Source organism: Acidiphilium sp. C61, from assembly GCF_905116885.1.
Classification (GTDB): Bacteria; Pseudomonadota; Alphaproteobacteria; order Acetobacterales; family Acetobacteraceae; genus Acidiphilium.
Window position 1 is genome coordinate 2,044,920 of the sequence record NZ_CAJHNI010000005.1, and the last position, 13,821, is coordinate 2,058,740.

The 13,821-nt window shown below is 64.9% G+C and carries 17 protein-coding genes and 1 tRNA gene; 13 read left to right on the forward strand and 5 right to left on the reverse strand.

From position 1 onward, the window contains the following. The first annotated feature begins 11 nt into the window (after positions 1-11). The 7 genes from HUW10_RS12425 (at position 12) to HUW10_RS12455 (ending at position 4,478) form a co-directional block, all read left to right on the forward strand. A complete protein-coding gene (locus tag HUW10_RS12425) occupies positions 12-464 on the forward strand; it encodes a chemotaxis protein CheW (RefSeq protein ID WP_324482417.1) in 453 nt (150 codons plus the stop codon). Beyond that, positions 461-1,357 (forward strand): protein-glutamate O-methyltransferase CheR, encoded by an 897-nt coding sequence (locus HUW10_RS12430; protein WP_174503795.1) that lies wholly within the window; start codon positions 461-463, stop codon positions 1,355-1,357. The genes HUW10_RS12425 and HUW10_RS12430 overlap by 4 nt, the downstream gene beginning before the upstream one ends. Then, positions 1,354-2,412: a chemotaxis response regulator protein-glutamate methylesterase gene (locus HUW10_RS12435; RefSeq protein ID WP_174503796.1), complete on the forward strand. Its 1,059-nt coding sequence runs from the start codon at positions 1,354-1,356 to the stop codon at positions 2,410-2,412. Before HUW10_RS12430 ends, HUW10_RS12435 begins: the two co-directional genes overlap by 4 nt. Further along, positions 2,412-2,807: a response regulator gene (locus HUW10_RS12440; RefSeq protein ID WP_174503797.1), complete on the forward strand. Its 396-nt coding sequence runs from the start codon at positions 2,412-2,414 to the stop codon at positions 2,805-2,807. Before HUW10_RS12435 ends, HUW10_RS12440 begins: the two co-directional genes overlap by 1 nt. Beyond that, complete coding sequence (locus HUW10_RS12445; protein WP_174503798.1) at positions 2,804-3,373, forward strand: chemotaxis protein CheD; 570 nt, start codon at positions 2,804-2,806, stop codon at positions 3,371-3,373. The genes HUW10_RS12440 and HUW10_RS12445 overlap by 4 nt, the downstream gene beginning before the upstream one ends. 13 nt (positions 3,374-3,386) lie before the next feature. Continuing rightward, positions 3,387-3,785: a hypothetical protein gene (locus tag HUW10_RS12450; RefSeq protein WP_236656371.1), complete on the forward strand. Its 399-nt coding sequence runs from the start codon at positions 3,387-3,389 to the stop codon at positions 3,783-3,785. A 405-nt stretch (positions 3,786-4,190) separates the two neighbouring features. Next, positions 4,191-4,478, forward strand: coding sequence for an acyl carrier protein (locus tag HUW10_RS12455; RefSeq protein WP_174503799.1), 288 nt, complete (start codon positions 4,191-4,193; stop codon positions 4,476-4,478). An 81-nt stretch (positions 4,479-4,559) separates the two neighbouring features. Here HUW10_RS12455 and HUW10_RS12460 read toward each other — a convergent pair whose 3' ends face one another. After that, positions 4,560-5,105, reverse strand: a complete 546-nt coding sequence (locus HUW10_RS12460) for an ester cyclase (protein ID WP_174503800.1) — start codon at positions 5,103-5,105, stop codon at positions 4,560-4,562. Positions 5,106-5,322: 217 nt separating this feature from the next. Between HUW10_RS12460 and HUW10_RS12465 the strand changes: the two genes are divergently transcribed. Further along, complete coding sequence (locus tag HUW10_RS12465; RefSeq protein WP_174503801.1) at positions 5,323-6,159, forward strand: MBL fold metallo-hydrolase; 837 nt, start codon at positions 5,323-5,325, stop codon at positions 6,157-6,159. Between the two features lie 72 nt (positions 6,160-6,231). On the opposite strand, the gene rpoH is transcribed toward HUW10_RS12465, so the two are convergent. Continuing rightward, a complete protein-coding gene (gene rpoH, locus HUW10_RS12470; RefSeq protein ID WP_174503802.1) occupies positions 6,232-7,143 on the reverse strand; it encodes an RNA polymerase sigma factor RpoH in 912 nt (303 codons plus the stop codon). A gap of 264 nt (positions 7,144-7,407) precedes the next feature. Next, the gene (locus tag HUW10_RS12475; protein WP_255540051.1) at positions 7,408-8,454 is read right to left on the reverse strand and encodes an RluA family pseudouridine synthase; all 1,047 of its coding nucleotides are present in this window, start codon (positions 8,452-8,454) and stop codon (positions 7,408-7,410) included. Between the two features lie 2 nt (positions 8,455-8,456). On the opposite strand from HUW10_RS12475, the gene HUW10_RS12480 reads away from it, so the two are divergent. The 3 genes from HUW10_RS12480 (at position 8,457) to HUW10_RS12490 (ending at position 9,154) form a co-directional block, all read left to right on the forward strand. After that, a complete protein-coding gene (locus HUW10_RS12480) occupies positions 8,457-8,849 on the forward strand; it encodes a DUF6476 family protein (RefSeq protein ID WP_174503804.1) in 393 nt (130 codons plus the stop codon). Positions 8,850-8,856: 7 nt separating this feature from the next. Beyond that, entirely contained in the window at positions 8,857-9,042 is a 186-nt protein-coding gene (locus tag HUW10_RS12485; RefSeq protein WP_174503805.1) for a DUF2256 domain-containing protein, read from the forward strand. 36 nt (positions 9,043-9,078) lie between these two features. Beyond that, positions 9,079-9,154, forward strand: a tRNA-Glu gene (locus HUW10_RS12490). Positions 9,155-9,256: 102 nt separating this feature from the next. On the opposite strand, the gene HUW10_RS12495 is transcribed toward HUW10_RS12490, so the two are convergent. Continuing rightward, a complete protein-coding gene (locus tag HUW10_RS12495; RefSeq protein WP_174503806.1) occupies positions 9,257-10,300 on the reverse strand; it encodes an alpha/beta fold hydrolase in 1,044 nt (347 codons plus the stop codon). A gap of 332 nt (positions 10,301-10,632) precedes the next feature. On the opposite strand from HUW10_RS12495, the gene HUW10_RS12500 reads away from it, so the two are divergent. Both HUW10_RS12500 and HUW10_RS12505 read left to right on the forward strand, forming a co-directional pair. Further along, the gene (locus HUW10_RS12500) at positions 10,633-11,826 is read left to right on the forward strand and encodes a serine hydrolase (protein WP_174503807.1); all 1,194 of its coding nucleotides are present in this window, start codon (positions 10,633-10,635) and stop codon (positions 11,824-11,826) included. A gap of 275 nt (positions 11,827-12,101) precedes the next feature. Further along, on the forward strand, positions 12,102-12,740 hold the full coding sequence (locus tag HUW10_RS12505) for a DsbA family protein (protein ID WP_174503808.1): 639 nt from the start codon (positions 12,102-12,104) through the stop codon (positions 12,738-12,740). A gap of 255 nt (positions 12,741-12,995) precedes the next feature. Here the strand turns inward: HUW10_RS12505 and HUW10_RS12510 are convergent, their stop codons facing one another. Further along, entirely contained in the window at positions 12,996-13,820 is an 825-nt protein-coding gene (locus tag HUW10_RS12510; RefSeq protein ID WP_174503809.1) for a carbohydrate ABC transporter permease, read from the reverse strand. Between the last annotated feature and the right edge of the window lies 1 nt (position 13,821).

Below are 13,821 nucleotides of genomic sequence, written 5' to 3' on the forward strand. Positions count from 1 at the left end.
TGAATGAAGTCATGACCAGCGGGTCCGGGGCCCGCGAACTGATCGCCTTCCGGGTCGGCGTTCAGGAATTCTGTGTCGACATCATGGCCGTGCGTGAAATCCGCGGCTGGACGGCGGCCACGGTCCTGCCGCAGTCGCCGGGATATATCTGCGGCGTGATCAACCTTCGTGGCGCCGTGCTGCCGATCGTCGATTTCGCGGTCAGGCTCGGCTTGCCCCGCTCGGAGCCGACCGCGCGGCACGTCATCATTGTCGTGCAGATCGACCGCCAGATGGTCGGCCTGCTGGTGGATGCCGTGTCCGACATCCTGACGATGAACGACAATGCGATCCAGCCGACGCCGGACGTGGCCTCTGATGTGGTCAAGAGTTTCGTGCGCGGGCTGATGCCGGTGGACGGACGGATGATCAGCCTGATCTCGCTCGATCATGTTCTCCCGGCGGTGGAACGGGAAGCCGCATGAGCCTGCGGCCCCGACCGCGGCGGGATAATGAGGGCCTCATCGAAGGTGCGGAATATGTCCTCACGCGCGAGGATTTCCGCACCATCGCCCGGATCATGCACGAGGAAGCCGGCATCGCGCTGCCCGAGGCCAAGGCAACTCTCGTCTATTCGAGACTGGCGAAGCGCATCCGGACGCTTGGGCTGGAAAGCTTCGCCGAATATTGCGAACTTGTCGAAAGCAAGGCGGGGAGCGCCGAGCGACAGGAAATGCTCGGCGCGCTGACCACGAATGTCACGCGGTTTTTCCGCGAGCCGCATCATTTCGACCACCTGCGTACCCGCATCCTGCCGCCGCTCCTGGCCCAGGCGCGCAGCGGCGGACGGGTGCGGCTGTGGTCGGCTGCCTGCTCCAGCGGGCAGGAACCCTATTCGATCGCGCTCACCGTGCTGGGCCTGCTGCCTGAGGCGCCGCGCTACGACATCCGGATTCTCGCCACCGATATCGATCGCACGATGCTCGCGACCGGCCGGGCCGGGTTGTATGACGCCGGCGAGATTGCCGCAGTGCCGCCGGACCTGCGCGAGCGCTGGTTCGAGCCGGCCAACAACAATTCGCCCAAGTTCCGGATCGCGGAGGCCGCCCGGTCGCTGGTGGCGTTCCGCTCGCTGAATCTGATCGGCAACTGGCCCATGCGCGGCCGGTTCAATGCGGTGTTCTGCCGCAATGTTGCAATTTATTTCGATGATGAAACACAAAAGCAGGTCTGGGCCCGCATGGTGCCGCTGCTCGAGGAGGGCGGCGCGCTCTATATCGGCCACTCGGAACGCGTGAGCGGGCCGGCCGAGGCGTCACTCCGGAGCGACGGGATCACCACCTACCGGCTCATGGCGCCCCGGGGGACGAAAGGATGACGGTACGTGTTCTGATCGTGGATGATTCTGCGACGATGCGCGGCGTCATCGCCGCCTCGCTCCGGCGCGACCCCGAGATCGAGATCGTCGGAGAAGCCGGTGACCCCTACGAGGCCCGCAGCGCCATCAAGGAACTCAATCCTGACGTGATCACCCTTGATGTCGAGATGCCGAATATGAACGGTCTCGATTTTCTGGAAAAAATCATGCGGCTGCGGCCGACGCCGGTGATCATGGTTTCCAGCCTTACCTCCGAAGGCGCCCGGGCAACGCTGCAGGCCCTGGAAATCGGCGCGTTCGACTGCGTGCCGAAGCCGTCTCTCGGTGACCGTCACGAATTCGACCTGCTGGGCGAAAAGATCAAGGCGGCGGCGAAGACCAGGCTGCGGATGCGACCGCGGGAAGCGACCGTGGCCCGGCCGGTCTCGGCCGCCCCGTCCGGCAATTTCCGGCCGGATGGGCGGGTAATCGCGATCGGGGCCTCCACCGGAGGTGTCGAGGCGCTGATCGAGGTGCTGTCGCGCTTTCCGGCCAATTGCCCGCCGACCCTGGTGGTGCAGCACATGCCGCCGGCCTTTACCCGCAGCTTTGCCGATCGTTTGAACAGGCTCTGTGCACCGGCGGTGATGGAGGCCCAGAACGGCGTCGCGGTTCAGCCGGGCCATGTCTACGTCGCGCCCGGCGACGCGCATCTCGAACTGGCCGGCACGATGAACAACGGCCGTCTGCACTGTCGCCTGCACGATGGCGAGCGCGTCAGCGGGCATCGGCCATCGGTCGACGTGTTGTTCACATCCTTCGCCCGGATCGCGCGCGGGCGCGGATACGGAGTGATCCTGACCGGTATGGGGCGCGACGGCGCCGAGGGCCTGGCCGCGATGCGCGAGACCGGCGCCGAGACGATTGGTCAGGATGAGGGAACCTCGATCGTCTACGGCATGCCGAAAGCCGCTTTCGAAACCGGTGCCGTGGTCCGCCAGCTACCGCTGCCCGCGATCGCCGATCACGTCATCAAAAGCACCAACGCCATCTCCATGACCCGGGAGCCAAACTGATGCCTGTTGCCAGCTCGTTGAGCATACTTATCGTCGACGACCAGCAGACGATACGCAGCCTCGCGCGGGTTGGGTTCGAAGCTCTCGGAATCGGCGAGGTGATCGAGGCCGAGGACGGCGAGGAAGCGCTCAAGCTGCTCCTGACCCGCAAGACTCCGATCCATCTCGTGATCTCTGACTACAACATGCCCAAGTTCAACGGCCTCAGCCTGTTGCGGGCGATCCGCGCGCACGGGCCAATCAGCAAGACCGCGTTCATCATGCTGACCGGCCGGGCCGACAAGCAGATGGTGATGAGTGCCGTCGAGCATGGCGTGAACAACTACCTCGTCAAACCCTTCACTACCGAGGGGCTGAAGGAAAAGATCGAAGCCGTGCTCGGAACGCTGACGTGACGCTTGCAGCCCCACCCTCGCTGGACCAGGCTCGCCGGATCAACATCGTGCAGGGCGAATACCGGGTCGAGCGCGACCCCGATGTCGTGCTGTGTACCATTCTCGGCTCCTGCGTCGCCGCCTGCCTGTGGGATCCGGCAGCGGCGATCGGCGGCATGAATCATTTCCTGCTCCCCGGCGAATCTTCCGTCCGCTCCGGCGGCGGGGCGGCCCAGCGCTACGGCGCCTATTCGATGGAGTTGCTGATCAACGACCTGCTCCGGCATGGCGCGCGTCGGGAGCGGCTCAAGGCGAAGCTGTTCGGCGGCGCCTGCCTGGTGAAGGGACTGACGGATATCGGCCGTCTGAATGCCGAGTTCGCGGAGCGGTTCCTGAACGCTGAAAGCATCGAGATCGTCGGCGGCAGCCTGCGCGGCGAGCGCGGTCGGCGCATCCAGTTCTCGCCCGCCACCGGGCGCGCCCGACAGACATTGCTGGCGGCAGATCAGCCTGCCGTGCTGCGCGCCGAGCCCGATCTGCGCACCCTCAAGGCGCCGCCGCCGAGCGGCGCGGTCGAACTGTTCTGAACGGATATCTGCCATGGCCGCCTACCGGACACCCCAGGATTCCACCGAAGCCAGGCTCGGAGCCATGTCTTCCAGCATGACCATGAACGAGCTGTTCGGGATCATCGAGGCAGAACTCGTCGATCTCGGTGCCTATGCGCTGCGGATGCAGGAAGTGCTGAGCCCAGCCCTCGTCGCCTCGCCGCAGAGCAGTCTCTACCGGCAGGAAGCGCAGATGCTCGACATCCTGACCCAGCGATTGCAGGGGCTTCAGACATTCATGGAACATCTGCGGCTCGCCCTGCCGGACGGCTGGTCGATCGATCCGGGGCGGGCGGCGCGCGCCGTTGTCGTTGGCGCCCTGGCCGAACGCCTCAGCGGCGTCAAGGAGCCAACCGCCGCGACCGCTTCGGGAGAACTCGAACTTTTCTAGAGCATCATCCGACCAGATGGAGTCATCCGATCGGATAAAGATGCTAAAATTATCAATATGATACAGCACGACATCCGATCCGACAGGATCGGAAAGTACTCTGGAGCATAAAACGACCGGATCTGACCGGCCGATCGGTCAAAAGGGGCAGGATTGCCAGATCGACGACGCTTCCTACCCAGCCTGACAGAATTGGACATTGATCATGCCAGAGATCAAGACTTGGCAAATATTTGATTTCATCATTTTGCAAAATCGTGTTTGCTCCGGTCGCAGCGCCGGATTCGCCTGCCTTTTCTCTTTGGCAGGAAGCCGAGCCGGCGCCACGCGCAGACCAGGCGGGAACAAGCATGGGCGCGCGTTGCGGCGACAAGGTCCGTGGCGGGGAAGGAGACGGTGGTGAGGATGACGGATCAGTCTGACGACGTCGCAGCGCGCGTCGCAATGATCTTCGCCCGCCTGTTCCCCGACCTGTCGCCGAACGAAATTCCGGCCGCATCGATGACTTCGGTGCGGGACTGGGATTCGATCGCGACGCTCAGCCTCATCGTGGAGGCGGAAGAGGAATTCGGCATCACCATCGGCCTCGACAGTGCCGATGTGGTCGAAAGTTTCGACGACCTTTGCCGGGTCGTCGTCCGCAGCCGTCGCATCAGCTTCGAGGACATACCGCCCCGGCATCTGCGCCACTAGAGCATCTTTATCAATATGATAGAGCACGACATCCGATCCCGGCCACCTGATCGGATGATGCTCAAGCCGTGGGGCGGAGGTTCAGATCGGCTTGCCCTCGCTGCTGGCCCAGGCGGCCATCAGCGCGTTGCTCTTCCGGCTCTTGTCCAACACCTTGTGCGCCGTCTCCGCACCCGCAACCGGCAGGCCTGCCGGGTCGAGCAGGCCGAGCTGCACCAGGACCGACGCCTGGTCCCAATAGATATGCTCGTGAACCAGCTTGTCGCCCTCGAATTGCACGATCGCAACAAGCGGGATTTCGACACGCCGGAAGGTGGGCGGAATGCCGGGCACCATCCAGTCGATCTCGGACGTATGGGTGAAGCGGAAGATCATCTCGTCGACGATGCTGCTGGCCCCCACGGTGCGGCTGACCGGCACCATTTCCGTATCCGGCGGATTGGCTCCGATGAAATGATATTTGTAGAACCGCTTGAGCTGGTCATGGCCGACACCGCCGGTCATCGTCGGGATGTGGTTGACGTAAGGGGCAGCAACCATCGTCGCCATTGTCGCATCGACATCGCGGGTCTCGAATTCGTAGCGGCAATGCGCTTCCCAGAGCGCTTCCAGATCGTGTTGCGACATGATTCGTCCCTCCCTGTGGTCATCGCGGGCCGGCGCGCTGGCGCTCTCGCCCCGGCGGGATCATCCGCCTTCGTCCGATCGAGGGCAAGGCCGGCAAACCGTCTGCCGGGTGTGCTGCCGCGCGCTGGTCAAGCGGGGCAGCACCGGTCTAAGCTTCATGAATGAAACATTGCACCTGTCCTGAAACCGCGAGGCGGGCAACTGGCCCGGCGATGACGTGCCGTTCCTGACCGAGGCCGAGCCGCGGCGCGGCATAGCCCATGACATATTGCCGGGAATCCGGCGGGTCGTGGCGCGAAACCCTGGCGTCATGACCTATCATGGCACCAATACCTGGCTGATCGAGGCGGCAGACGGCCTGACGGTGCTCGATCCCGGGCCGGACGACCCGACCCATGTGGGCGATGTGGTCGAGGCGGCGGCGGGGGTGCCGATCCGGCGGATCGTGCTCTCGCACACCCATCGCGACCATCTGGGCGCCACTGCCGGCCTGCAATCGGCCACGGGTGCTGCCACATACGGGTTTCACCGGCCGGCGACGAAGCTGTTCCAGCCCGACCACCCGATCGGGGAGGGCGATGTTGTCGCCGGGCTGACCGCGCTGCACACGCCGGGCCATGCGAGCGACCATCTCGCCTTCGCCTATCAGGTGCCGGAGGTCGGCGAGATCCTGTTCAGCGCGGATCACGTGATGTCGTGGTCATCCTCGATCGTCAATCCGCCAGATGGCGACATGAAAGCCTATTACGACAGTCTGGAGCGCCTGCTCGGGCGGTCGGACGTGCTGTACCTGCCGGGTCATGGCCCGGTGCTGGAGCAGCCGCGAGACCTGGTGCGGGAGATGCTGGCGCATCGGCGGAAGCGCGAAACCGCCATCCTGGAAGCCTTGCGGGCCGGGCCCGCGACGGTGACCGATATCGCCGCCCGGCTCTATGCCAAGCAGGACCCGATGTTGAAAATCGCCGCGGAGCGCAACGTGCTTGCCCATCTGCTCAAGCTGCAGGCGGAAGCGCGGGCTGAGGAGCATGGCGAGATATGGCGGGCGGCCGCCTGAAACACTGAACACCGCCATTGAAACACCGCCATTGAAACCCCCGGCATCCAGCGATGCCGGGGGGATCTGAAATCAGGCGATGGTGCGGTCGGCCAGGGCCTGGCGCTGTTCGGCGCGCTGTTCCGCGACCTGCGCCTTCATCGATTTCTGCAGCTTCTCGAAGGCGCGAACCTCGATCTGCCGCACCCGCTCGCGCGAGATGTTGTATTGCTGCGAGAGATCCTCGAGCGTCGTCGGGTCGTCCTTCAGGCGGCGCTGGATGAGGATGTGCCGCTCGCGGTCGTTCAGCGTCTTGAGGGCGGTGGCGAGCAGCGCGCGGCGGCCCGTCATTTCCTCGTGATCGCCGATCGCCTCTTCCTGGCTGTCCGCATCATCGACCAGCCAGTCCTGCCACTCGCCCTCGCCATCCATGCGGATCGGTGCATTGAGGCTGTGGTCGGGCGCGGTCAGGCGGCGGTTCATGCTCACCACGTCCTGCTCGGGCACGCCGAGCACGCGGGCGATCTTCTCCACCTGTTCGGGCTGCATGTCGCCATCTTCGATGGCCTGCATCTGCCCCTTGAGCCGGCGCAGGTTGAAGAACAGCTTCTTCTGCGCCGCCGTGGTGCCCATCTTCACCAGCGACCAGGAATGCAGGATGTATTCCTGGATCGCGGCGCGGATCCACCACATCGCATAGGTGGCGAGGCGGAAGCCGCGTTCCGGGTCGAACCGCTTGACCGCCTGCATCATCCCGACATTGCCTTCGGAAATCAGCTCGCCCACCGGCAGCCCGTAGCCGCGATAGCCCATGGCGATCTTGGCCACGAGGCGCAGATGTGACGTCACCAGCTTGTGTGCGGCGGTCTGGTCGTTGTTGTCGCGCCAGGCGCGGGCAAGCCGGTCTTCCTCCTCCGGAGAAAGCATCGGAAACTTGCGGATTTCCTGCAGATACCGGGCGAGGTTGCCTTCGCTCGGGGCCATTGTACTGACGCCAGAGGCCATTGGTAGCTCCTTTCGTCTATCTCTACGGAGCCGGCAGACAAATGGATGCGGAGAATCCGAACCCTCGTGATGCCAGCCCCATTCCAGCGGAGTATATATTCAGGTCAGCGATCTTGCCTTGTCACGCTCCCGCGAGAACCCCTGAAAAGGCAGTAACCAGCAGGACAGACCGCCAAACCCCAACTCCGGCTTTGACTGTGGCTTGTGTACTACGCCTCAGGGTTGCATGTCAACAAAAAGGACTATTCAAGTCCAGTATTGCAGTCATACCGGATGGGTCATACCCGCAAGATGTGACAGCAATGTTGCAAGATCTGCCGGCGGCGCGGTCTCGAAGCGCAGCGCGGCGCCACTGCGCGGGTGGGTAAAGCCCAGGATGGCGGCGTGCAGCGCCTGGCGCGGAAAGTCGAGAAGGCTGTCGCGCTGCGGTTGCCGGATATGGCTTGCGGCGGCCGGGCGACGGCGGAGATAGACCGGATCGCCGACCAGCGGGTGGCCGCAGCTGGCGAGATGCACGCGGATCTGGTGGGTCCGGCCGGTGGCGAGGCGGCAGGCGAGCAGCGTGGCACCCAGGCCGAAGCGTTGCAGCGTGCGATAGCGTGTCAGCGCCGGCTTGCCCCCGCGCGTGACGATGGCCATGCGCTTGCGGTCGCGTGGATCGCGCCCGATCGCCCCCTCGATCTCGCCTTCGGCCGGTTGCGGCGCGCCCCAGCACAGCGCCAGATATTCGCGCTCGATCTCCCGCGCCGCAAAGGCGGCGGAGAGGGCGTGGTGCGCGAGTTCGGTCTTGGCGGCGACCATGAGGCCGGACGTATCCTTGTCGAGCCGATGGACGATTCCCGGCCGCCGCTCGCCGCCGATGCCCGCGAGACTGTCGCCGCAATGGGCGATCAGCGCGTTGACCAGCGTGCCGTCCGGATTGCCAGGCGCGGGATGAACGACGAGGCCGGCGGGCTTGTCGATCACGATCAGGTCGTCATCTTCATGCAGGATCGCGAGGTCGATCGCCTGCCCCTCCGGGGTTGCCGGCGCGGCTGGCGGCAGGGCGAGGGCATAGGCGGCGCCGGGCCGCACCGCGGCCGAGGGGATGGTGAGTGTCGCACCGTCGCAGGTCACGGCACCGGCCTCGATCAGCGCCTTCAGCCGCGAGCGCGACATGTCCCCGAGGCGGGCGGCCAGAAACCGGTCGAGCCGTTCGCCGCGATCGGCGTCGGTGGCGTGGAACGGCTCGCCCCCGTAGGATGGCGTATCCGCCGGCGGGCTGCCGGCGGGTGGAAGGTCTTGAGCGGCTGCGTCGATTTCGGAGTTCACGAATGCAGGATACACCAATCCGGCCACGGCCGGCACGCGAGGCTGGCCCGCAGAATCTGCGGGGGCTGAAAGCCCTTGTGATCGGGCTCGGCATATTGATCGTGCTGGGCACCGCGCTGGTCATCGGGGTCGTGGTAAAGCGGTTGATCGCGCCGGGCCCCGCGGCCGCCCCAGCGGCCGCTGCTGTTTCGGCCGCCCCGGCGGCGGGCGCTGCGGCCGGGCCGGCGCGGCCTTTCTCCGTGGTCCTGCCCGGCGGGGCGGGCGCGCAGGTCACCGGCCTTGCCGCGGCGGATGGGCTCGTGGCCGTGCTGCTGCGCAACGGCCAAGGCAGCGAGATCGTGTTCATCGACCCGCGGAACGGCCGGGTCGCCGGCACCGCCGCCACAGCGCACTGAACCGCCGATGCAGCGCAAGGCAGACCTGCCAAGCAAGATCTGCGAGGCCTGTGGCCGGCCCTTCGCCTGGCGGCGCAAATGGGCGCGCAGCTGGGAGACGGTCAAATTCTGTTCCGACGCCTGCCGCAGCGGCCGGCGCGAGGCGGCGCGGGCCCGGCAGCGCCCCGCCGGAAAACCGCATGGCGGCGCTTGATGAAGCGCGCGAACTCGATTATCTAGCGGCCACGGCGTCCCGTTCGTCTAGAGGCCTAGGACACTGCCCTTTCACGGCGGCAACACCGGTTCGAATCCGGTACGGGATACCATGCAAAGATTGGCATGGTCGTCGTTTTTCGTTTCTTTCCTCGCCACATACGGCATGCGCACGGCATAAGCCCTGCCAGCGTGGCCATGATGCTCGGCCGCGCTCAGTGCGCTGCCAGCAATTCCTTCAGCGCGTCATCGACCTGCGGTGCAAAGGTCGGCTCAAGCGCAAACAGACCGGCATGGCCGAACCTGGTGGCGATCACCCTGAACGCGGCGCCTGGCGTCAGCTTCGCATCTTCCTCGCAATCGGCCGGCGGGAAGAAGATGTCGGAACTCAGCGCGAGCACCGTGGTCCTTGCCCGGATTCGCCCGAGTGCAGCGGCGAGATCGCCATTGGCATGACGGCTCGCGTCCCCGCGCTGCCATTTTCGCGCCATCAGGATCAGGTTGTTCGGGTCCATCGGCAGGAAGTAGGCGTTCAGAAACCCGACGAAGAAATCGTCGAGCGAGGAAAAGCCGAGGTCGCGCCAGAGTTCGAGGCGATAGAACTCCTGGCACAACCCGGTCAGCGCGAATGCCCGCGCGTGGCGGATCAGGCCGGCCCGCACATCGCCCGCATGCGCATAATGGCCATCGCGGAAGGCCGGGTCTGACGTCAGCGCGTCGATGAAACTCTGCCCGATCAGCGTGCAATGCGGCTTGTTCTTCGCCGTGCCGGCAATCGGCGCGGCTCGCCTGACGAAGTCGGGATAGCGCACGGCCCACTCATAGGTCTGCTGCGCGCCCATCGACGCGCCGACGACCAGTTGCAACGCTTCAAGGCCGAATTTTTCGGTAACGAGACGGTGCTGTGCGACGACGTCGTCGCCGATGCGCACGCTCGGGAAATCGGGCCCGTGAAACGCCCCCTCGGTGTTGTGCGGCGACGAGGACAGGCCGTTCCCGATTTGATTGGCGATGATGATGAAATAGCGCTCCGGATCGAGCGCCCGGCCGGGCCCGACCAGCGTCTGCTCCATGATCTTGCTGGTGCCCGAATACCATGTCGGGATCAGGATCGCGTTGTCCCTGGCCGGCGACAGGCGGCCATGCGTCGCGAAAGCGAGCTTGGCGCCGCGAATGGTGCCGCCATCCTCGAGCACGAAATCCCCGAGATCGAACATCTCGAAGGGGCCATGCAGGTCCTGTCCGTAATACGCGCTCATTCGTGCCTCCCCATCCGATCGTGCGAGAGCGGCGCCATCGACATGACGCGGGCCGCCGCTTGAAAAGTGTTGCGGAGTTTGGCCCCGGCAACAACATCGGCCGCCGCGGCGGCGGTCATGGTTGTTGCATTTTCGAACACTGGCCGCGGCAGCGACTGGCGCGGGGCGAAAGCGGCGCTTTCCGCCCCGATATCGTCGTGTTACGGCTGACAACCAATAATGAACAGTTGTCCGGCGTCCGTCCCCGCCAGAGATCGCCTGCGAACGCGACGGCGGCGCCGAGGACGGCGCGGGGCTCGCTGCCAGCAAGATCCATCAAGGGAGGAACCAGAATGAGTGCAGATTTCAAAACCGCGGCCGATGCCATTCTCAACGGTGTCGTCGGCGCAACGCCGGGCGTGCCGGGCGTGGTCGCCATGGCCACCGACCGCACGGCGAACATCTACGAGGGTGCCGCCGGCGTGCGGACAATGGGCGCACAACAGCCCATGACGACCGACACGGTGTTCGCGATCTTCTCCACGACCAAGGCCGTCACCGGCACGGCGGCGCTGCAACTCGTCGAGGATGGTTTGCTCGATCTCGACGCCCCGGCGCGGACCTATGTGCCGGAGATCGGGGCGTTGCAGGTCATCGAAGGGTTCGATGCCAGCGGCGCGCCGAAGTTGCGGGCGCCGAAACGCGACATCACCACGAAGATGCTCCTGCTGCATACCGCAGGCCTCGGCTACGATTTCTTCAACGAAACCTATAACCGGCTGGCCCAGGAGCAGGGTCTGCCGAGCGTCATCACCGCCTCGAAAGCCGCCCTGCGCACCCCGCTGCTGTTCGATCCGGGCGAGCGGTGGGAATATGGCAGCAACATGGATTGGTGCGGCCAGGTGATCGAGGCCATCACCGGAAAGCGGCTGGGCGAGGTCTGCCAGGAGCGCATCTTCAAGCCGCTCGGCATGAGCGACACGACGTTCGAGATCACCGATGCCCTGCGCGCGCGCTGTGCTGGCATGCACGCCCGCGGCGCGGACGGTTCGCCGGCGCCGATGCCGTTCGAACTCACCAATACGCCCGAAATCCACATGGGCGGGCACGGGCTCTACAGCACGGTGGGGGACTACATGAAGTTCATCCGGATGTGGCTGAACGACGGCGACGGGCCGCACGGCCGGGTGCTGAAGCCCGAAACCGTGGCCATGGCGGTGCGGAATCATCTCGGCGACAAGAAGATCCGGGTGCTGCCGGGCGTGATCCCCTCGCTCTCGAACGATGCCGAGTTCTTCCCCGGCCTGTCGAAATCCTGGTCCTACTCCTTCATGGTGAACGACGAGGCGGCGCCGACCGGCCGTCCCGCCGGAGCGATCGGCTGGGCGGGCCTCGCCAACCTGTTTTACTGGATCGATCGGGAAAACGGCGTCGGCGGGTTCTGGGCGACGCAGATCCTGCCTTTCGCTGACCCTGCGTCCTTCACCGGTTACATGGATTTCGAAACCGCGCTCTATCGCCAACTCGGGGCGCGCAAGGCCGCCTGACCGGCAGGGGCGATGCCGGATGGTGTCGCCCCGCACGGTGCATGACGGCGTGGCCTGACGCGCCGATCCGCCGGTGTCCAGGCACAGCATGGACACCGGCACGCGCGCCCTCAGTGCCGGCAGCGGCGAACCGTCCCATCCTTCTCCCGATCGCCACCGAGATCGCGGGGCCGTCTTGATTTTGGCGGAGGGTCGTGAATATATATATTAGATCAATCGTTCTAAATCAACCTGCCGCCGTGCCGTGGCGACGCCAACCCCTAAGGAGAGCCCCGATGCAGGGACCCCACCTCGTCTATTTCGCGGACCCTATGTGTTCCTGGTGCTGGGGCTTTTCGCCGGTGATCGACGCGATCACCGAAAAATTCGGCGACGACCTGCCGATCAGGCTGGTGCTCGGCGGCCTGCGGCCCCGCACGGTGGAGCCGATGGATGACAGCAGCCGCGCCGATGTCCGCAGCCACTGGGAACATGTCCACGAGGCATCGGGCCAGAACTTCGATTTCGCGTTCTTCGACCGTCCCCGCTTCGTCTACGACACCGAGCCGCCGTGCCGGGCCATCGCGGTCATTCGGCGGCAAGGCATGCAGCACGCGCTGGCCGCCCTGAAGCGGATTCACCGCGCCTTCTACGCCGAAAACCAGGACGTGACGGATACCGAAACCCTGGTCCGGCTCGCCGGCGAGATCGGCGTCGATCCCGACCGGTTCCGGGCGGAGTTCACCTCTGATGCGGCCATCGAGGAGACCTGGGCGGATTTCGAACTCACGCAGGGCGCCGGCGTTCGCGGCTTTCCCACCCTGATCGCGGGCCAGGGCGACGACGGACGCTATTCCCTTGTCACCCACGGGTTCCAGACCGCCGGCCGCATCCTGCCCGCGCTCGAAGGCTGGTTCGACAAGCGCGCCGCCTGATGCAAGGAGCATCATCCGATCAGATGGACTCATCTGGTCGGATAAAGATGCTCCGATTATCGTTGAGCGTTAAGCATCATCCGATCAGATGGACTCATCTGGTCGGATAAAGATGCTCCGATTATCGTTGAGCGTTAAGCATCATCCGATCAGATGGACTCATCTGGTCGGATAAAGATGCTCCGATTATCGTTGAGCGTTAAGCATCATCCGATCAGATAGAATCATCTGGTCGGATAACGATGCTCCGGCCGGTCAGTCTTTCAGCGCGCCGGACATGCCGGCGACGTAGTATTCGACAAAGAAGAAATAGACGAGGACGACCGGCAGCGTGCCGAGCAGCGCGCCGGACATCAGCTGGCCCCACTGGAACACGTCGCCGCGCATCAGCTCCGTCGTCAGCCCGACCGATATGGTCTTGTTCGACGATGAGAACATGTAGATCAGCGCGTAGAGATATTCGTTCCACGACAGGGTGAAGGAAAAGATCGTCGACGAGATCAGGCCCGGCACCGAAAGCGGCAGGATGACGCGGAACATGATGCGCGGCCAGCTCGCGCCATCGACCAGCGCCGCCTCCTCCAGCTCGCGCGGGATCGAGCGCAGGAAGCCGATCAGCAGCCAGGTGCAGAAGGGGACGAGGAAGGTCGCGTAGATCGGGATCAGCGCCCAGAGCTTGTTGAACCAGTGCAGCTTGATCAGCACCGAGGCGAGCGGGATGAACAGGATCGCCGGCGGCACGACATAGGAGAAGAAGATCGCGGTCGAGAGCGCGCGGGCGCCGAAGAAGCGCAGGCGGACGATGGCGAAGGCGGCGAAGAAGGAAACCGTGACGCTCAGCAGCGTGGCACCGGCGGAGACGAACAGCGTGTTGGCGAACCAGCGCGGATATTCCGTGGTGGTGAGCAGGCCGATGATGTTGCCGAGCGTGGGGTGGAAGACCCACCACGGGTTCGGCGTGTTCAGCAGCTCGGGCTGCGATTTCAACGCCGTCAGCACCATCCAGTAGAAGGGCAGCAGCAGGAAGAGCAGCATCAGCCCGAGCGGCAGCCAGAGCCGCCAGCCGGCGCGGTCGGTCATG

Coding starts and splice junctions, on each gene's coding strand:
- HUW10_RS12425 (WP_324482417.1), top strand. CDS start 12: ATGACCAGCGGGTCCGGGGCCCGCGAACTGATCGCCTTCCGGGTCGGC.
- HUW10_RS12430 (WP_174503795.1), top strand. CDS start 461: ATGAGCCTGCGGCCCCGACCGCGGCGGGATAATGAGGGCCTCATCGAA.
- HUW10_RS12435 (WP_174503796.1), top strand. CDS start 1,354: ATGACGGTACGTGTTCTGATCGTGGATGATTCTGCGACGATGCGCGGC.
- HUW10_RS12440 (WP_174503797.1), top strand. CDS start 2,412: ATGCCTGTTGCCAGCTCGTTGAGCATACTTATCGTCGACGACCAGCAG.
- HUW10_RS12450 (WP_236656371.1), top strand. CDS start 3,387: ATGGCCGCCTACCGGACACCCCAGGATTCCACCGAAGCCAGGCTCGGA.
- HUW10_RS12455 (WP_174503799.1), top strand. CDS start 4,191: ATGACGGATCAGTCTGACGACGTCGCAGCGCGCGTCGCAATGATCTTC.
- HUW10_RS12460 (WP_174503800.1), bottom strand. CDS start 5,105: ATGTCGCAACACGATCTGGAAGCGCTCTGGGAAGCGCATTGCCGCTAC.
- rpoH (WP_174503802.1), bottom strand. CDS start 7,143: ATGGCCTCTGGCGTCAGTACAATGGCCCCGAGCGAAGGCAACCTCGCC.
- HUW10_RS12480 (WP_174503804.1), top strand. CDS start 8,457: ATGCAGGATACACCAATCCGGCCACGGCCGGCACGCGAGGCTGGCCCG.
- HUW10_RS12485 (WP_174503805.1), top strand. CDS start 8,857: ATGCAGCGCAAGGCAGACCTGCCAAGCAAGATCTGCGAGGCCTGTGGC.
- HUW10_RS12495 (WP_174503806.1), bottom strand. CDS start 10,300: ATGAGCGCGTATTACGGACAGGACCTGCATGGCCCCTTCGAGATGTTC.
- HUW10_RS12500 (WP_174503807.1), top strand. CDS start 10,633: ATGAGTGCAGATTTCAAAACCGCGGCCGATGCCATTCTCAACGGTGTC.
- HUW10_RS12505 (WP_174503808.1), top strand. CDS start 12,102: ATGCAGGGACCCCACCTCGTCTATTTCGCGGACCCTATGTGTTCCTGG.
- HUW10_RS12510 (WP_174503809.1), bottom strand. CDS start 13,820: ATGACCGACCGCGCCGGCTGGCGGCTCTGGCTGCCGCTCGGGCTGATG.